The organism is Pseudomonas sp. CFBP13508 (assembly GCF_005233515.1).
GTDB lineage: Bacteria > Pseudomonadota > Gammaproteobacteria > Pseudomonadales > Pseudomonadaceae > Aquipseudomonas > Aquipseudomonas mercuritolerans.
The window spans coordinates 136881-153705 of sequence record NZ_QFZZ01000008.1; the positions used below are offsets into that span (position 1 = coordinate 136881).

The following is a 16825-nucleotide window of genomic DNA, read 5'->3' on the forward strand; positions in this document are numbered from 1 at the left end:
CTGTGGGAGCGAGTCTGCTCGCGAAGGCGTCCGATCAGACAACAACCATCTCAGCCCTGCAGCATCCGTCGCAACTCAACACAATCCTTCGCATGCCAATCGGTCAATTCCGGCCACGGGTTATCCGGCAGATTAACCAACACTGTCCGCGCCCCCGCTGCTCGGCCGCAATCCAGATCAAAGCGGTAATCGCCGACCATCACCATGTCACTGGCCGGCACTTGCCAGGCATCGGCCAGTTTCAGCAAACCGCCCGGATGCGGCTTCGGCGGTGCTTCGTCGCGACCCAGCACATCCTCGACCGCAAAGCAGTCGGCCAGGCCGATCGCCTCCAGCGTGACATGTGCCAGCTCCCGCGCATTGCGCGTGAGAATGCCGAGGCGATAACCGCGCGCATGCAGGTCGCGCACCAGCTCCACCGCGCCGGTGGCCGGGGTCGAGCCCAACGCCAGATCGCGTTCATGCTCAAGCAACCATGCATGTTTGGCCGCTGCTTCATCCGCTGGCAATGCAGCTAGATGGATGAGGATGTCGTCCTCGGGCGGAATCGCCAGCGCCACACGAATCGCGGCGAAATCATGCACGGCGACAGTCAGCGTGCCGTCCATGTCGAACACCCAATGACGAACCGCGGTCAGGCTCATGCCCAGTCCTTGCGATGGCGGATCAGGCCTTCCTGAGTCACCGAAGCGACCAGTTGCCCGGCCCGGTTGAACACGCTGCCACGGGAAAAACCACGGGAGTTGCCGGCCCACGGGCTGTCCATCGCGTAGAGCAACCAGTCATCGGCGCGCAGATCATTGTGGAACCACAGCGCGTGATCGAGGCTGGCGACCTGCATGTCTTTCTGCCAGACCGACTTGCCGTGGGGCAGCATCGAAGTGGTCAGCAGGCCGAAGTCCGAGGCGTACGCCAGCAGGTATTTGTGCAGCGCAGGAATGTCGGCCAGGGCGCCATCGGCGCGGAACCACACATATTTGATCGGATCGGCCGGTTGCGGGTTGTACGGATCCTTTTCGGTAACCGGGCGTACTTCGATCGGTTTCGGGCACAGCAGTTTTTCACGCATGTGCTCGGGAATCAGGTGCGCACGCTGCTGGATCAGTTCCAGCTCCGAGGGCAGGTTTTCCGGGCCGACCACCGCCGGCATCTGGCCCTGATGCTCGAAGCCTTTTTCGTCGTACTGGAACGAAGCGCTGCACGTGAAGATCGGGTGGCCCTTCTGGATCGCCGTCACGCGGCGGGTGCTGAAACTGCCGCCATCACGCACGCGATCAACCGAATAGACCACCGGCAACTTGGCATCGCCCGGGCGCAGGAAATAACCATGCAACGAGTGCACATGGCGCGCCTCTTCCACCGTCTGACTAGCCGCCGACAGCGACTGGCCGAGCACCTGACCGCCGAACAACTGGCGGAACCCCAGATCCTGGCTGCGACCACGGAACAGGTTTTCTTCGATCGGTTCCAGGGTCAGCAGATCGACCAGATCTTCCAGCACTTGGCTCATTCAGATTCTCCTCACACAAAGCAATGGCCGCGCAGTCTTGGCTGCGGCGGACGATTCAGGTTCTGGCACGGGCCAAATACGATGGCGGCCATTGTAAACGTCCGTGTCGGCTTATTCATGCAAGGTTTGCAGCCATTGTTCGCGGCTGATGCGATACAGAACATGACGGCGCAACGGGTGATCGAGCGCAAGCTTGGGGTGATCGAAATCATCCTGCGGATCGTGATGCATGCCGATCGCCTGCATGACCTTCTCCGACTGCGCATTCTGCCCGGCGGTAAACGAGACGATTTCCTCCAGTTTCAATTGGTCGAAACCCGCGCGCAGTGCCGTCCACGCCGCTTCGCTGGCGTAACCCAGGCCCCAGTGTTCCTTGGCCAGACGCCAGCCGATCTCCACCGCCGGGGTAAACGGCGCATCGAAGCCGACCACGCCCAACCCGGTGAAACCGATGAACTCGCCCGTGTCCTTGCGCTCCAGCGCCCACAGGCCAAAGCCGTGCTCGGCAAAATGTCCGCGCACGCGGCCGATCAATGCGGCACTTTCGAGCCGGGTCAACGGCGCTGGAAAGTAGCGCATCACCTGTGGATCGGCGCACATCGCGGCGAATGCCGGCAAATCCTCGTCCTGCCACTGACGCATCAACAAACGCGCGCTTTGCAGCTCCAGTATCGGCTCCATCGTCCCCTCCATTTCCATGCCGTTGAGTCTACATCGCTGGTAGGATCGTTCATTCTTTCCCTGGTTCTGCGCGAAACAAGCCATGCCCTTGCCGTTGATCTATCACGAAGACTACAGCCCCGAGTTTCCCGCGGATCACCGCTTTCCCATGGACAAGTTCCGGCTGCTGCGCGATCACCTGGTCGACAGCGGCCTGACCCGCGACGCCGACCTGCTGCGCCCGCAGATCTGCCCCAACGACATCCTCGCCCTCGCCCATGACCGCAGCTATATCGAACGCTACATGAGCGGCGAGTTGTCCCGCGAAGACCAACGGCGCCTCGGCCTGCCGTGGAATGAAGCGCTGGCGCGGCGCACCGTACGCGCAGTGGGCGGTTCGATCCTGGCGGCAGAGAAAGCCCTTGAGCATGGCCTGGCCTGTCATCTGGCCGGCGGCACCCATCACGCTCACTACGATTACCCCGCCGGCTTCTGCATCTTCAATGACCTGGCAATCATCAGCCAGTACCTGTTGCAGAGCGGTCGGGTCAATCGCGTGCTGATTTTCGATTGCGACGTGCATCAAGGCGACGGCACCGCGCGGATTCTGCATGACACGCCGGAGGCGATTACCGTTTCCCTGCACTGCGAAAAGAATTTTCCCGCACGCAAAGCCGAAAGTGACTGGGACATTCCGCTGCCCAAAGGCATGGGCGATGCCGATTATCTGCAGGTGGTCGATGACACGCTCAATTACCTGCTGCCGCTGTATCAACCGGATCTGGTGCTCTACGACGCTGGCGTCGATGTGCACAAGGACGATGCCCTCGGTTATCTGCAACTGACCGACGCCGGGGTGGCCGAGCGCGATGAACGGGTGATGCGCCATTGCCTGGGCCGCGATATTCCGGTGGTCGGGGTGATCGGCGGCGGCTACAGCAAGGATCGCCACGCCCTCGCCCGCCGCCACGGCATCCTGCATCACAGCGCGCAACGGGTCTGGGATTCACACGGCTGTCGTTGAAACATGCTGCGTTACCCACAATCGCTGTGGAACTGGCTGTGGATAACCTGCGCGAAAGAGACTGCAGGCCATGCTGGGCATGGCGTACAGCGCGCTGTTTATTTTTTAACCAGACTCGAAATACACCGCAGCCCCTGTGGGAGCGAGCCTGCTCGCGAAAGCTTTAGCACCCACAACATCTAATTGACTGACAGACCGCGTTCGCGAGCAGGCTCGCTCCCACATGGGGTCTCCCACAGGGTTCAGCGCTGTTAGAATGCGCGCCTTGTCCCGCCATACCGCAGTGCACAGCCATGACCCAGAACTCCGCCCCCGTTAACGCTCACGTCGCCATCATCGGCGGTGGCCCCGCCGGCCTGATGGCCGCCGAAGTGCTGAGCCAGGCCGGAGTCCGCGTCGACGTGTACGACGGCATGCCCTCGGTCGGGCGCAAGTTCCTGCTGGCCGGGGTCGGCGGCATGAACATCACCCATTCCGAAGCGTACCCGGCGTTCCTCTCCCGCTACGCTGAGCGCGCAGCGCAGATCGCCCCGCTGCTGCGCGCGTTCGATGCCGATGCCTTGTGCCAGTGGATTCACGATCTGGGTATCGAAACCTTCATCGGCAGCTCCGGCCGCGTGTTCCCCACCGACATGAAAGCCGCCCCACTGTTGCGCGCCTGGCTCAAGCGCCTGCGCGACAGCGGCGTGGTTATCCACACCCGCCATCGCTGGCTCGGCTGGGACGCAAGCGGTGCACTGCGCATCGCCAGCCCGGAAGGCGAAATCAGCGCAAACCCCGACGCCACCCTGCTCGCCCTCGGCGGCGGCAGTTGGTCGCGCCTGGGCTCGGATGGCGCGTGGATGTTGCCGCTGGAGCAGCGCGGCGTGGATCTGGCGCCGTTGCAGCCAAGCAATTGCGGCTTCGAGGTGCAAACCTGGAGCGAGCTGATGGTGAGCAAATTCGCCGGCGCACCGCTGAAAAACATTGCCATCGGTTTGAACGACGACATCCCGCGCTTGGGCGAATGCGTGATCACCGCGACCGGCATTGAAGGCAGCCTGATCTACGCCCTGTCGGCGCCGATACGCGAAGAAATCAATCGCTACGGCGCAGCGGTTATCCACATCGACCTGCTGCCCGGCCGGCCTGTGGATAAATTACAGGCAGCGCTGAGCAAACCACGTGGCTCGCGCTCAATGGCCAAGCATCTGCACAGTCAGGTGGGGATTGATGGGGTTAAGGCAGCATTGTTGCGCGAGCTGACCGATGCCGAAACCTTCGGCGATCCGGCGCTGTTGGCGCGAGCGATCAAAGCGTTGCCGCTGACTCTGGTGAAAACCCGTCCGCTGGATGAAGCGATCAGCAGTGCTGGTGGCGTGAGATTCGAAGCGATGGATGAGCGCTTGATGCTCAAGGCGCTGCCGGGGGTGTTTTGTGCCGGCGAGATGCTTGATTGGGAAGCGCCGACCGGAGGCTATTTGCTGACCGGGTGTTTTGCCAGTGGGCGGGCGGCAGGGCTGGGTATTGTGCAGTGGCTTAAGCAGTCCGACTGAAAACCGAGTTGCATCCTTCGCGAGCAGGCTCGCTCCCACATTGATCTCCAGTGACAAGGAGTTCCCTTGTGGGAGCGAGCCTGCTCGCGAAGACGTCCCTACAAACGCCTCATCAAATCACGGCTTACGCTTACGCGGTCCAGTGTTAAACACCGGCACCTTGCGCACCGGTTTGATCGATGGCTCCGGTGCCGAGGTCTCGCCGCTGTCGACCCACTTGCCCAGATTGCGTTTACCACCGCCACCGCCCGATGCTTTCGGCTTCTTCGGTTTTTTCGGCTTCTTGATCACCTGACCGCTGGCGTCGGTGTCCGGCACGCGGTGCTCGGGTTCGAAATCCGGCTCGTTCTGGCGCTTCAACGTCTGCCGAGTCAGCATTTCGATGGCCGAGAGCATGTTCACTTCATCGGCACACACCAGCGAAATCGCCTCACCGGTGGCACCCGCGCGACCAGTGCGGCCGATGCGGTGAATGTAGTCCTCGGCGACGATCGGCAGATCGAAGTTGACCACCAGCGGCAGGTCTTCGATGTCCAGACCACGGGCGGCGACGTCGGTCGCCACCAGAATCTGCACTTCGCTGAGCTTGAAACGGTCCAGCGCGCGCTGGCGCGTGGCCTGCGGTTTGTCTCCATGGATGCCGTCAGCATTCACACCGAGGCCCTGAAGTTTTTCCACCAGCGCATCGACGCCGTTGCGGGTCTTGGCGAACACCAGCACCTGCTTCCACTTGTTCTTGCGCATCAGGTGCACGAACAGTTCGGCCTTGCGCTTCTTGTCGACGGTGACGATCCACTGCTTGACCGTGTTGGCAGCGACGTTGCGCGGGCTGACTTCGACACTCAGCGGATCATTGAGCATCTGCCCGGCGAGCAGGCGGATGTCATCGGAGAAGGTCGCGGAGAACAGCAGGGTCTGGCGCTTTTTCGGCAGCATGCGGTAAATGTTCGCCAGTTCTTCCGAGAAGCCCAGGTCGAGCATACGATCGGCTTCATCCAGCACCAGCGTTTGCAGCTGATTGAGTTTCAGCGCGTTCTGGCGGAACAGGTCGATCAAGCGACCGGGTGTGGCGACCAGCACATCGACGCCGCCGCGCAGCTTCATCATCTGCGGGTTGATGCTGACACCGCCATACACCGCGTAAGTACGCAGCGGCAGATTTTCCGCGTACTGGCGCACGGCTTCGTGGACCTGCTCGGCCAGCTCGCGGGTCGGCACCAGAATCAGCGCACGCGCCGAGTTGGCGGTGACTTTCGGCCCTTCCATGGCCAGCAACTGCAACAGCGGCAAGGCGAAACCGGCCGTTTTACCGGTGCCGGTCTGGGCCGCTGCCATCAGGTCGCGACCGGCCAGCACCGCCGGAATGGCTTGCGCCTGCACCGGCGTCGGGGTCTGGTAGCCGAGCGTCTCAAGGGAGCGCAGCAAGGGTTCGATCAGGCCAAGGGAGGCGAAAGTCATGGGAGTACCGTAGGAAAAAATGACGCGGGGATGCAATGCCGCGCAGTTTACCCTAATTCGTACGCGCTTCCGTCGGAACGGCTTTCGCCTCTTCCACGGGTGGCTGCGCAGGTCGGCGCCACTGCGGCAGGCTGATCAGCAGCACGGCGCTGATGATCACCAGCATCGCCAGCGCTTCTTCGAAGCCGATGGTCTCGCCAACAAACACCACACCGAGCAACACCGCCACCGCCGGGTTGACGTAGGCATAACTGGTCGCTGCCGCCGGGCGCACATGTTTGAGCAGATACATGTAGGAATTGAAGGCGATGATCGAGCCAAAGAAAATCAGATAGGCCAGCGCCAGCCACCCTTCGAGCGGCGGCATGGCTTGCAGGTGCTCGCCACTCAGCGCACTGCCGATCAGCAAGACCACGCCGCCGACGAGCATTTCCACCGCGCTGGCCATGGCCCCCGCCGGCAATGGCAGGTATTTGCTCCACACCGAGCCGAACGCCCAGCTCGCCGCCGCGAAGATCAGCAACATCGCGCCGAGCGGGCTCGATTGCAGGTTGGAACCCATGTTGAGCATGGCGATGCCAATAATCCCCAACGCCACACCGGCCCACTCCAGCCGCGTATTGCGCGCACCCCAGAAGTAGCCGAACAACAAGGTGAACAGCGGCACCGTCGCCACCGCCAGCGCAGCGACACCTGACGCCACGCCGGTGTGCTCGGCGACGCTCACCGCGCCGTTACCAAAACTGAGCAGCAGAATGCCGACCAGCCCCGCCGCTTTCCACTGCGCCCAGGTCGGCGCCGCAGCCCCGCGCCAGCGCAGCCAGGCATACATCAAGCTGCCGGCAATGACGAAGCGCACCCCGGCCAGCAACAGCGGCGGCCAGTATTCGACACCGATGCGAATCACCAGATAGGTCGATCCCCAAATCACATACAACGCAAAAAACGCAGCGATCAACGGCAGGGAAAAACGGCGCAAGGCAGGCATGGGCAGCTCGACAGTCAGATTTCTGTGGACCGGTCATTCTAGAAAGGCCGCCACGCAAAAATAAGTTACAAAACCTGTTTTTCGCGCCGGTACACTTTTGCATGAAAGCAGCTGAGACCGACAAGGTCCTTGTGGGAGCGAGCTTGCTCGCGAAGGCGGTGTATCAGCAGACATCCATCTTGGATCGTTCCCACGCTCCGCGTGGGAATGCCTCAACGGACGCTCTGCGTTCGGCTTTGAAAGGGACGCGGAGCGTCCCGGGCTTAATTCCCACGCAGAGCGTGGGAACGATCAGTAGGAGTGCCTGGAATCAGCGATAACGCTGCAAATGCTCGCCCACTTTTGCGGCAGGGACTTTCTGCAATTTGCACAATAGGTCGTGATTCAACTCGCGCACTCCATGTTTGCCCCGCAGCTCTTCAGCCAGATGCGCCATCAGATTGGCCGCCATCTCCGCATCAGCCATGGCCCGGTGAGCCTGGCCGGTATGCGGTAGCTGCGCGAACGTGGTGAGCGTACCGAGCTTGTGATTCGGCGCCGCCGGCATCAGGCGCCGCGCCAGCAGCAGTGAACAGGCGAAATTCTGCAGGCGTGTGCGCTTGATCCGCCCCAGTTCGAAATCCCAGAACTTCTGGTCGAACGAGGCGTTGTGCGCCAGCAACGGCGTGCAGCCGACGAATTCGTTGACCTCTTCCATCACCCGCTCGGCCGGCGGCGCGGTGCGCAGCATGGCGTTGCTGATGCCGGTCAGTTGCTCGATGAACGCGGGGACGCGCACGCCGGCGTTCATCAGGCTCTGGTAACGCTCGACGATGCGGCCGTTTTCCAGCATGACCACGGCGATTTCCGTGGCGCGGCAGCTGCTGTTCGGCGACAGGCCGGTGGTTTCAAAGTCGATGACTGCGATGCGTTCCAAACCGGGTTCAACTCCGTACAGATCAGTTCTTGAGCTTAATTCTTTAACAGCAGCGCGCCTTCGATCGGCACGTAACGGCTGGCGGCGCGGATCAGCGAGTTGGCGGTCAGGCCGGGGACGCCGTAGGCCACCGCTTGCACGCCGTGCTTGTTGATGATGCGTTCGAGCAGCATGTCGAAATCGCCGTCACCGGAGGCCAGCACCACTTCGTCGACGTGGTCGGCGGCGTCCATGATGTCCAGGGTAATGCCAACGTCCCAGTCGCCCTTGGCCGAGCCGTCGCTGCGCTGGATGTAGGGCTTGAGCTTCACGGTGAAACCGAGGTTGCGCAGGATCTGCTGAAACTGCTGCTGCTTGCTGTCGCCCCGGTCGATCGCGTAGGCGTAGGCCTCGACGATCTGCCCGTTCTTGCTGATGTCGGCCCACAATGCGGCGTAGTTGAAGTGGCAACCATAGGCCTGACGCACGGTGTAGTAGAGGTTCTGCACATCGGCGAACACTGCGATTTTTTTCACCGGAGTTCCTGTGAGCGCGCAAGCGCACGAAGCGGGGTCGGGCGATCAGGCCCGAAAAAGGCGCTCAGTATGCCAGCCCGAAGGAGGGTTCCGCGAATAATCGGCCACAGGCGCAAAGGTGCTGCTGACGAGTGGTGAGTGTGGCGAGGGGATTCATCCCCGATGGGCTGCGCAGCAGTCCTCGCTCCAATCAGGAAAAGCGGGGCTGCTGCGCAGCCCAACGGGGATAAATCCCCTCGCCACAGTGTACATGTCAGCCTTCAGAGGCTATGTCAGTCTTCAAAGGCTATGTCAGACAAAGGAGTCGTCGTCATCGAAGAACGACGAATTGTCGCTGCTGTAATCGGCGTCGCTTAAACCGCCCTGGTCATTGCCAGAGAAGCCGTTGTCCGCCACGCGCTGATCATCGCCCCAGCCGTTGTTGCTCTGGTCGGCGACCTGCGCCGGTTCTTCCTTGATGACCTCGACGATTTCTTCCGGTTGCTGATTGTGGTGGAACAGGCTGCTGATGCCCTGCGCCAACATCACACCACCGGCCACGCCCGCAGCGGTTTTCAGCGCGCCGCCGAGAAAGCTGTTACCCGCCGCCGGGGCTGCCTGCTGCGCATAGTTGGGCGGCGCGGCGGCGAAGTTCTGTTGCGGTGCCGGAGCCTGGTAGCTCTGCTGCGGCGCCGGTTCACGCCAGCCGCCGGTGGACGATGGCGCTGCGCTCTGGCTCGGCGCCGGACGTGAATTGCCGCCGCCAAAGATACTCGACAGGAAGCCACCGCCGCCGCTCGCCGCTGGCGCGCCGCTCTGGGCCTTGGCCGATTGCAGTTCGGCCTGCAGGCGCTGGACTTGCTGGGTCAGTTGCTTGTTCTGCTCGTCGAGGCTTTTCAGCGCGGCCTCTTGCACCAGAATCGCCTGGGTCATGAAATAGCCTGCCGCCGGTTGGCGCGTCAGGTGTTCCTTGATCCGCGCCTCAGCCTGGGCGTCGCGCGGGGCTGCCTCCGTTTCGGCCTGTTGCAGCCGGGAAAACAGTCCATCGATCAGGGTTTGCTCTTCGCTGTTCATGGCGACCTCGTAGATTGCCGGTAATAACGTGCCCGCGCCCACTCTGAGCGCGGTGCTCTCCTGTAATGGAGACAGTGACAAAACGTTTCAATGGCCTTTACCGAATGTTTACGTTTGTGTCGGCCCGCGTTGCATCGGTTAAAGTGAGCCACTGTTTTCAACCTGCGATACCGACTGATGAATGCCCTCGAAGTACTGCGCGACTCTTTGTATTTTTTCAAACGCCATCTGGGCAGCATCGTGCAGTTGTGCCTGCCGCTGGTGATTGTCGAAGCCTTCTTGCAGCAGGCAGTCGATCACGCCACCGGGCCGGACACCTTCGCCGGGGTAAGCATCATCGTCGGCCTGCTGGTGTATCCGCTTTACACCGCCGCGCTGATCCTGTTTCTCGATGCACGCAGCCGTGGCGAGTCGCCGCGCAACCGTGACCTGCTGGCGATGGCCGCAACCCTGTGGCCGCGCTTCGCCGTGCTCACCGCGCTCAATACCTTGCTGATTCTGCTCGGCCTGTCGCTGTACTTCCTGCCGGGCCTGATGCTAATGGTCATGCTCGCCTTCGCCGAATACCTGCTGGTGCTGCGCGGGCTCGGGCCGTTGCAGGCGATGAAGGAAAGTCTGCGCCTGACGCGCGGGCACTTCTGGCGCATTCTGCTGTGCATTCTCTGCGTGATGACCCCGTTGTGGCTGCTCAAGGGCGCGACGCTAGCGGTCTACCCCGAACCGCAGAATCCACTGATTGCCGGGCTGATCGACAGCGCTCACAGCTTCCTGCAACTGTTCACCAGCGTGGTGCTGTTCCGCCTTTTCATGCTGATCAGCGAATTGCCTGACAAACGTAACGGAGCGGTCTGACCGCGCCGTGCTTGGGCTTCGCCGCTGCCGTCAGGTATGCTCGGGGCCACTTTCTGTAACGCTATAAGCCGAGCCATGACCCGTCTGCTGCGCTACACCCTGCTCCTCGTCATCCTCGCCGTCGTCCTGTTCGGCGTGCTGCTGTTCAGCCTGACCTGGCGCCCCGATGCCCGCGAAACCCTGCCGGTCAGTTGCGGCACCACGGCGCCGACACTGGTGCCCGGGCAAGCGCTGAAAGTCATGACCTGGAACGTGCAGTTCCTCGCCGGCAAGCGCTACGTGTTCTGGAATGATCTTGCCGAAGGCGACGATGAAGCGCCGACCGCTGAAGACATGGCCTTCAGCCTCGACGAAGTAGCGCGGGTGATCCGTGACGAACAACCCGATGTGGTGCTGTTGCAGGAGCTCGACGACGGCGCCAAGGCCAGCGACTACCAGAATCAGCTCAAACTGTTGCAGGAACGTGTCGCCGATCTGTACCCGTGCAGCACCAACGCCTTCGACTGGAAAGCCGATTTCGTCCCCGAGCCCCATATCTACGGCAGCGTCGGCCGCCAGTTGGCGACGTTGAGTCGCTATCGCATCGAACACGCCGAACGCCTGCAACTGCCCGTCGCCCCGAGCAACTTCATCAGCCGCCAGTTCCAGCCCAAAGACGCCTTGCTCGCAGTCAAACTGCCGCTCAGCGATGGCGGACAACTGACCGTGTTCAACACCCACTTGCAGCGCGCCAGCCAGGCGGACGGCAACGTGCAGGCGCAAGTGGCTGCCGTGGCCAAGGTGCTCGACAAGTATGAAAGCCAAGGCCTGCCGTGGCTGATCGGTGGCGATTTCAATCTGCTGCCGCTGGGCCAGTATCGACGCCTGCCGGTCGAGCGCCGCACGCCCTACTCTGCCGACAGCGAACTGCATCTGCTGTGGGACAAGTACCCGATGATCCCGACCAACAACGAAGCCGGCGGTATCGACCGGGCCAAATGGCTGACCCATTACCCCAATGACCCCGGCCTCAACGGCCCGGATCGCACAGTGGATTATCTGTTCTACAGCCCGAAGCTCAAACGCCTGCAAGCGCAGGTGCGGCAGGACGATACCTTGCGCATCTCCGACCACTTGCCGGTGATTGCGCGGTTCCTGCTGCCCGCTGCACCCTGAGCGCTTTGGCCTTATAAGCCGGGCGGAACGTAGCCCGGAACATAGCGAACGTTAGCGCACTTGCCGTGCAGTATCCGCCCGTCTTCGATCAGGAACTGGGCGATCTTCTTCTGTTGATTGATCTTCGCCTGCAACTTGCAGGTAGAACTATTGCCGACCTGTCGGTAGTGCTCGGTGTACACCATGCCATTGCCGGTATGGGTCATCGAAGTGCCGGCTGCTTCGGTAGAGGTCCAGCTCGCGGACTTGTGCCAGGTCAGTACGGCCAAGGGTTCGCCGTTCGGGCCGGTTTCCTTTGCCATCGCGTCGGGCGTGCCGAACAGGTCCAGTGCTTCCTGCATATCACGGCCTTCCCAGCGGCTTTGCGCGATAGTGGAACAGCCGCTCAAGAGCAATCCCGCCAGCAGGGTTGCCAGCCATAAACGTGTGGTAGTCATTGGATGCCTCGGCTTATTTCTTGAGTTCGAGCAGGCTGTCGATGTTGTCCATCATCTGGCTCTTTTGCTGGATCGGCGCGAGCTTGAAGAACATCTGCTGCAGCATCTCGATCATTTGCAGGTATTCCATCTTGCCGACGGCGGCCATGTCGTTTTTGGCGCGACTGCCAGGGGCACAGGCAAACTTCAGCGCTTGCTGGACCCAGAACTCTTTCGGGGTCTGCCATTGGTTGGCAACTTTCAGATGCCGCATGGTGTAGGCCAGACGCTCGATGGACTGGCCATTGATGAAACGCACCTTGCCCGTAGAGCATTGGGCTTCGAGGTTGTAGACGTCGATCATCGGTTTGCCCGGTTCTTCATAAACCAGCGTCACCGCGACCATGGTTGCGCCTTTGGTTTTCTGCGAAGGCACTACCGACGTCGCATCGGCAACGTACATGATGTTTTTCTGGGGCACGCCGTTGCCGTAGATAATCCACCAGTCGCCAATCGGATTGGGCTCTTCGGCCAAGGCCGAACTGGAGGCGGCCAATAGCGCAGCCGACAAGAAGATCAACTTCCTGAGCTTGAAGAAAGAGGTCATGGGCAGTTCCGTTCCTTGGGCGCAAGTTGCCAGGCAACAAGGCTGGTTATTGTTCAGGCGGCGATTTTGCGAGCCGGAACAACCAAGGGCAATTAGCACGGATGGGCTAATGGCGCGCAGCCATTGCGGGTCAGGTGCCGCGTGGTTTCGCCCGCGCCGTGGCTTCGGCGACCAAGGGATCGTCCGGCCAATAATGCTTGGGATAACGCCCCTTGAGATCCTTCTTCACCTCGGCATAGGTGCTGCGCCAGAAGTTGGCCAGGTCCTGCGTGACCTGCACCGGCCGCCGCGCTGGCGACAGCAGATGCAGCTTGACCACTTGCCGGCCGCCGGCGATCCGTGGCGTATCGGCCAGACCAAACAGCTCCTGCAAACGCACCGCGAGAATCGGCGGATGTTCGCTGTAATCCAGACGAATCGATGAGCCTGACGGCACGCTCAAATGATGCGGCGCGAGTTCGTCGAGTTTCTGTGGCAGCGGCCACGGCAGCAGATTACGCACGATGCTCGACAGGTCGAGGTTGGCGAAATGGCTGAGCCGCGAGACCTTGCCCAGATACGGCATCAACCAGTCTTCCAGCGTATCCAGTAGCGCTGCATCGCTGACATCCGGCCATTGGCTGTCGTCCTGCGTGCTCAGATCGAGCTGGCGCAACAGCGCCACCCGCGCCTGCCACTGGCGCAATTCCGGCGTCCACGGCAATAACTCCAGACCTTTGCGCCGCACCAGATTGACCAGCGCCTGACTGCGCGCGTTTTCATCCAGACCGGTCAACGGTTCGCGGCTCAGAATCAGCTCGCCGACCTTGCGCTGGCGCTCGGCACGCAGCACGCCTTCGCGTTCATCCCAATCGAGTTGATCGACGCTGCGCACTTGCTCGGCGAGCACCGAATCGAAGAGCGCCGGATCGAAATCCGCCGCCAGATAGATGCGTTCTTCGCGCTGGCCCTGGCGGCTGCCAAGGTCGGCGATGACGATCCACTCGTGCTTCATCAGGCTATCGGCCTCAGCGAACAGCGCCGCGCGACCGTTGGCCAACCGGTATTCGGCCCCGCCGGCACGCCGTTGCTGGGCGACGCGATCCGGGTAGGCCAGCGCCAGCAGGGCGCCGAGCCAGCGCGGATGCTCGGGATCGTTTACCGGTTCGCTCGGCTTGCCGCGCAGGTAACCGCGATACTGCCGAGCCAATTGCCGGGCGCGTTGCACCCCGCCCTGCGCGCCACGACCGGCACGTTCTTCGCCGGAAAGCAGAACCAATCGGCTGTGCAGATCCGCGCCAGCGCCGCGCAGGATATCGCGCTCGCCGAGCAGCGCCGCCACATCACAGGCCATCGCCGACAGCCCCAATGCCTGACCGCGCAACAGCAAATGCGCGATGCGCGGATGCGCCGGCAGCTCAGCCATGGCCTGGCCGTGGGCCGTCAGCGTATCGCCGTGCAAGGCGCCGAGCCGTTGCAGCAGATCCTGCGCTTGGGCATACGCGGCGGCGGGCGGTATGTCGAGCCAGACCAGTTCGCCCGGGGTCACGCCCCAGCGCCCCAGTTGCAAAGCGAGGCTGGCCAGATCCGCCGAGAGAATTTCTGCGCTGCCATAGGCTGCCAGTTGTTCGTGCTGATCCTGTGACCACAAGCGATAACACACGCCCGGCTCCAATCGCCCGGCGCGGCCGGCACGCTGGGTGGCGCTGGCCTTGGAGATGCGTTGAGTGTCGAGGCGGGTCATGCCGCTGCCCGGATCGAAACGCGGCACCCGCGCCAGCCCGGCATCGATGACCACGCGCACGCCGTTGATGGTCAGGCTGGTCTCGGCGATGTTGGTTGCCAGCACCACTTTGCGCTGACCGGGCGGCGCCGGATCGATCGCCGCGCGTTGCGCATTGAGGTCGAGTTCGCCGTGCAACGGGCACAGCAAGATGTCCTTGCGCTCACCGATGGCGTGGGCCAATTGCTGGTGCACGCGGCGTATTTCCGCTTGTCCCGGCAGGAACACCAACAGGCTGCCGGTTTCATCGTGCAGCGCTTCGAGCACGGTTTGGGTAACCCGCTGGTCGATGTATTCGCCTGGCTGAAACGGCCGGCCCCAGCGCATCGTCACCGGATACATGCGCCCTTCACTGCGCAGGATCGGCGCGTCATCGAGCAACCCCGCCAGGCGCTCGCCTTCAAGAGTGGCCGACATCAGCAGAATCTTCAGCGGCTGTTCAGCGCGAAACAGCTCGCGACCGTTCAGACTGAGGGCCAGCGCCAGATCGGCGTCGAGGCTGCGTTCATGAAATTCGTCGAAGATCAGCAGGCCCACGCCGTCCAGCGCCGGGTCGTCCTGCAAGCGCCGGGTGAGGATGCCTTCGGTGACCACCTCGATACGCGTCTTCGGGCCGACCTTGCTGTCGAGGCGGATGCGATAGCCGACGGTTTCACCGACCTGCTCGCCGAGCTCGCTGGCCAAACGCTCCGCCGCCGCCCGCGCAGCCAGACGCCGAGGTTCGAGCATGACGATGGTCTGCCCGGCCAGCCAGTCTTCACTGAGCAAGGCCAAAGGCACGCGGGTGGTTTTACCGGCGCCGGGCGGTGCTTCGAGCACGGCTTCGTGGCGTGACGCGAGGGCTTCACGCAGGGCGGGTAAAACATCGTCGATCGGCAAAGAAATCATGCTGGCTCCCAAACAGAGGCGCGAGTATAACGGCGAACTGCAACGCGTTCGTCAGGGTCTTAACTTCACAAGACGAAGCTTCGTAATTTAATGACTCAGGAGACATTTCCATGCGCTTACCCTCTCGCCTGATCGGCGGTGTTCTGGTTGCCACCCTGCTCACGCAACTGTCGGCGTGCGGTTCGATTTTCTACCCGGACCGGCGTGGCCAGATCGACGGCAAGATCGACCCGGCGATTGCCGTGCTCGATGCCGTCGGCCTGCTGTTCTACATCATTCCCGGGCTGATCGCGTTTGCCGTCGACTTCGCCACCGGGGCGATCTATTTCGAACCGGGCCACACCGCGCAGATCGATCCGGCCAAGCTCAAGCAAGCCATCGGCCCGGATGGACAGGTCGACAATCACAAGTTGCAGGCGATTCTGGAAAGCGAACTTGGCCGAGATTTTCCTCTGGATGATCCGCGCCTGATCCAGCACAAGGGCAGCACTCAGCAACTGGCGATGTTCGGCCTGCAACCCGCCGCTTGAATAAGGACGTTCAATGACCTCCAGCCCCGAACACGCCCGCCTGCTGCGGCTGGCGACCCGCGCCTCGGTGGCGGTCGCGTGCACGCTGATCGTCGCCAAGGCGATTGCCTGGTGGCTCAGCGGATCGGTGAGCATGCTCGCCGGCCTCACCGACTCGGCGCTGGATGGCGTCACTTCATTGCTCAATCTGCTGGCAGTGCATTACGCCTTGCGCCCGGCGGATGACGATCACCGCTATGGCCACGGCAAAGCCGAATCGTTGGCGGGCATGGCGCAGGCGTTGTTCATCGGTGGCAGCGCGGTGCTGATCGCGTTTCAGGCCTACGAGCGCTTGCAGAAACCAGAGCCGCTTGGCGCGCCGTGGCTGAGCATCGGTGTGATCGTGTTTTCCCTGCTGCTGACGGCCGCGCTGTTGATGTTGCAGCACCGGGTGATCAGGCAGACCGGCTCCAACGCCGTACGCGCCGACTCACTGCATTACCGTTCGGACCTGCTGCTCAACGGCAGCATCCTCCTCGCGCTGGTGTTGGCCGGGATGGGTTTTGCGCAACTGGATGCGTGGTTTGGCCTGGGGATCGCTGCGTATATTTTCTGGAGCGCGATCCAGATCGCCCGGGAAAGTTTTTCGGTGCTGATGGACGAGGAACTGCCGACCGATGTCAGCCAGCACATGCTCGAACTGGCCTGCAGCGTGCCGGGAGTGCTCGGCGCGCATGACCTGCGCACGCGGATCTCGGGCAACCACTGGTTCGTGCAATTGCACCTGGAACTGCCGGGCGAACTGACCCTGTCAGTCGCCCATGGCATCAGCGATCAAGCAGCGGCGGCAATACACAAGGCTTATCCCAAAGCCGAGGTACTGGTCCACGCCGATCCTGTAAAAACAGCCACAAGCGACAAGCCTCTAGCTTCAAGCTCGTAGCTTGCAGCTTGCAGCTTGCAGCTTGTAGCTGCCC

The 16825-nt window shown here is 62.2% G+C and carries 17 protein-coding genes; 6 read left to right on the top strand and 11 right to left on the bottom strand.

Features of this window, described 5'->3' with window-relative positions; all coding sequences use genetic code 11:
• Window positions 1-50: 50 nt before the first annotated feature.
• The 3 genes from PspCFBP13508_RS21530 to PspCFBP13508_RS21540 all read right to left on the bottom strand — a co-directional run bounded on the left by PspCFBP13508_RS21530 (window position 51) and on the right by PspCFBP13508_RS21540 (window position 2191).
• Window positions 51-644, bottom strand: coding sequence for an HAD family hydrolase (locus PspCFBP13508_RS21530; protein ID WP_137215644.1), 594 nt, complete (start codon window positions 642-644; stop codon window positions 51-53).
• Window positions 641-1510: an acyl-CoA thioesterase II gene (gene tesB / locus PspCFBP13508_RS21535; protein WP_016773073.1), complete on the bottom strand. Its 870-nt coding sequence runs from the start codon at window positions 1508-1510 to the stop codon at window positions 641-643. The genes PspCFBP13508_RS21530 and tesB overlap by 4 nt, the downstream gene beginning before the upstream one ends.
• A gap of 111 nt (window positions 1511-1621) precedes the next feature.
• The gene (locus PspCFBP13508_RS21540) at window positions 1622-2191 is read right to left on the bottom strand and encodes a GNAT family N-acetyltransferase (RefSeq protein ID WP_024014420.1); all 570 of its coding nucleotides are present in this window, start codon (window positions 2189-2191) and stop codon (window positions 1622-1624) included.
• A gap of 82 nt (window positions 2192-2273) precedes the next feature.
• On the opposite strand from PspCFBP13508_RS21540, the gene PspCFBP13508_RS21545 reads away from it, so the two are divergent.
• On the top strand, window positions 2274-3194 hold the full coding sequence (locus PspCFBP13508_RS21545; protein WP_137215645.1) for a histone deacetylase: 921 nt from the start codon (window positions 2274-2276) through the stop codon (window positions 3192-3194).
• A gap of 293 nt (window positions 3195-3487) precedes the next feature.
• Window positions 3488-4729 (top strand): TIGR03862 family flavoprotein, encoded by a 1242-nt coding sequence (locus PspCFBP13508_RS21550; RefSeq protein ID WP_137215646.1) that lies wholly within the window; start codon window positions 3488-3490, stop codon window positions 4727-4729.
• Window positions 4730-4846: 117 nt separating this feature from the next.
• Here the strand turns inward: PspCFBP13508_RS21550 and PspCFBP13508_RS21555 are convergent, their stop codons facing one another.
• From PspCFBP13508_RS21555 to PspCFBP13508_RS21575, 5 genes are all read right to left on the bottom strand, one after another.
• Window positions 4847-6187, bottom strand: coding sequence for a DEAD/DEAH box helicase (locus PspCFBP13508_RS21555; protein ID WP_039761769.1), 1341 nt, complete (start codon window positions 6185-6187; stop codon window positions 4847-4849).
• A gap of 52 nt (window positions 6188-6239) precedes the next feature.
• A complete protein-coding gene (yedA, locus tag PspCFBP13508_RS21560) occupies window positions 6240-7175 on the bottom strand; it encodes a drug/metabolite exporter YedA (RefSeq protein ID WP_137215647.1) in 936 nt (311 codons plus the stop codon).
• A gap of 310 nt (window positions 7176-7485) precedes the next feature.
• A complete protein-coding gene (locus PspCFBP13508_RS21565) occupies window positions 7486-8091 on the bottom strand; it encodes a 3'-5' exonuclease (RefSeq protein WP_095181881.1) in 606 nt (201 codons plus the stop codon).
• Window positions 8092-8126: 35 nt separating this feature from the next.
• A complete protein-coding gene (locus PspCFBP13508_RS21570) occupies window positions 8127-8606 on the bottom strand; it encodes an NYN domain-containing protein (RefSeq protein WP_016773064.1) in 480 nt (159 codons plus the stop codon).
• A 291-nt stretch (window positions 8607-8897) separates the two neighbouring features.
• Window positions 8898-9659 carry a DUF2076 domain-containing protein gene (locus PspCFBP13508_RS21575; protein ID WP_137215648.1) on the bottom strand — a complete coding sequence of 254 codons (762 nt, stop codon included), beginning with the start codon at window positions 9657-9659 and terminating at the stop codon, window positions 8898-8900.
• A 177-nt stretch (window positions 9660-9836) separates the two neighbouring features.
• Here PspCFBP13508_RS21575 and PspCFBP13508_RS21580 point away from each other — a divergent pair, with 177 nt between their 5' ends.
• Entirely contained in the window at window positions 9837-10511 is a 675-nt protein-coding gene (locus PspCFBP13508_RS21580) for a YciC family protein (protein WP_016773061.1), read from the top strand.
• A 75-nt stretch (window positions 10512-10586) separates the two neighbouring features.
• Window positions 10587-11666: an endonuclease/exonuclease/phosphatase family protein gene (locus tag PspCFBP13508_RS21585; protein ID WP_137215649.1), complete on the top strand. Its 1080-nt coding sequence runs from the start codon at window positions 10587-10589 to the stop codon at window positions 11664-11666.
• Window positions 11667-11677: 11 nt separating this feature from the next.
• Here PspCFBP13508_RS21585 and PspCFBP13508_RS21590 read toward each other — a convergent pair whose 3' ends face one another.
• The 3 genes from PspCFBP13508_RS21590 to hrpB form a co-directional block, all read right to left on the bottom strand.
• Entirely contained in the window at window positions 11678-12103 is a 426-nt protein-coding gene (locus PspCFBP13508_RS21590) for a hypothetical protein (protein ID WP_137215650.1), read from the bottom strand.
• A 13-nt stretch (window positions 12104-12116) separates the two neighbouring features.
• Entirely contained in the window at window positions 12117-12689 is a 573-nt protein-coding gene (locus PspCFBP13508_RS21595) for a hypothetical protein (RefSeq protein ID WP_130911847.1), read from the bottom strand.
• Window positions 12690-12819: 130 nt separating this feature from the next.
• On the bottom strand, window positions 12820-15339 hold the full coding sequence (hrpB, locus tag PspCFBP13508_RS21600; RefSeq protein ID WP_137215651.1) for an ATP-dependent helicase HrpB: 2520 nt from the start codon (window positions 15337-15339) through the stop codon (window positions 12820-12822).
• A 110-nt stretch (window positions 15340-15449) separates the two neighbouring features.
• Between hrpB and PspCFBP13508_RS21605 the strand changes: the two genes are divergently transcribed.
• Together PspCFBP13508_RS21605 and PspCFBP13508_RS21610 are read left to right on the top strand one after the other, a co-directional pair.
• Complete coding sequence (locus tag PspCFBP13508_RS21605; protein WP_016773056.1) at window positions 15450-15869, top strand: hypothetical protein; 420 nt, start codon at window positions 15450-15452, stop codon at window positions 15867-15869.
• A 13-nt stretch (window positions 15870-15882) separates the two neighbouring features.
• Window positions 15883-16791 (top strand): cation diffusion facilitator family transporter, encoded by a 909-nt coding sequence (locus PspCFBP13508_RS21610; RefSeq protein WP_137215652.1) that lies wholly within the window; start codon window positions 15883-15885, stop codon window positions 16789-16791.
• The last annotated feature ends 34 nt before the right edge of the window (window positions 16792-16825 follow it).

Bases quoted from the DNA above. Each gene is read 5' to 3' on its own strand.
- PspCFBP13508_RS21580 (WP_016773061.1), top strand. From the start codon at position 9,837: ATGAATGCCCTCGAAGTACTGCGCGACTCTTTGTATTTTTTCAAACGC.
- PspCFBP13508_RS21595 (WP_130911847.1), bottom strand. From the start codon at position 12,689: ATGACCTCTTTCTTCAAGCTCAGGAAGTTGATCTTCTTGTCGGCTGCG.
- PspCFBP13508_RS21585 (WP_137215649.1), top strand. From the start codon at position 10,587: ATGACCCGTCTGCTGCGCTACACCCTGCTCCTCGTCATCCTCGCCGTC.
- yedA (WP_137215647.1), bottom strand. From the start codon at position 7,175: ATGCCTGCCTTGCGCCGTTTTTCCCTGCCGTTGATCGCTGCGTTTTTT.
- PspCFBP13508_RS21610 (WP_137215652.1), top strand. From the start codon at position 15,883: ATGACCTCCAGCCCCGAACACGCCCGCCTGCTGCGGCTGGCGACCCGC.
- tesB (WP_016773073.1), bottom strand. From the start codon at position 1,510: ATGAGCCAAGTGCTGGAAGATCTGGTCGATCTGCTGACCCTGGAACCG.
- PspCFBP13508_RS21540 (WP_024014420.1), bottom strand. From the start codon at position 2,191: ATGGAGCCGATACTGGAGCTGCAAAGCGCGCGTTTGTTGATGCGTCAG.
- PspCFBP13508_RS21530 (WP_137215644.1), bottom strand. From the start codon at position 644: ATGAGCCTGACCGCGGTTCGTCATTGGGTGTTCGACATGGACGGCACG.
- PspCFBP13508_RS21545 (WP_137215645.1), top strand. From the start codon at position 2,274: ATGCCCTTGCCGTTGATCTATCACGAAGACTACAGCCCCGAGTTTCCC.
- PspCFBP13508_RS21605 (WP_016773056.1), top strand. From the start codon at position 15,450: ATGCGCTTACCCTCTCGCCTGATCGGCGGTGTTCTGGTTGCCACCCTG.
- PspCFBP13508_RS21590 (WP_137215650.1), bottom strand. From the start codon at position 12,103: ATGACTACCACACGTTTATGGCTGGCAACCCTGCTGGCGGGATTGCTC.
- PspCFBP13508_RS21550 (WP_137215646.1), top strand. From the start codon at position 3,488: ATGACCCAGAACTCCGCCCCCGTTAACGCTCACGTCGCCATCATCGGC.
- PspCFBP13508_RS21575 (WP_137215648.1), bottom strand. From the start codon at position 9,659: ATGAACAGCGAAGAGCAAACCCTGATCGATGGACTGTTTTCCCGGCTG.
- PspCFBP13508_RS21555 (WP_039761769.1), bottom strand. From the start codon at position 6,187: ATGACTTTCGCCTCCCTTGGCCTGATCGAACCCTTGCTGCGCTCCCTT.
- hrpB (WP_137215651.1), bottom strand. From the start codon at position 15,339: ATGATTTCTTTGCCGATCGACGATGTTTTACCCGCCCTGCGTGAAGCC.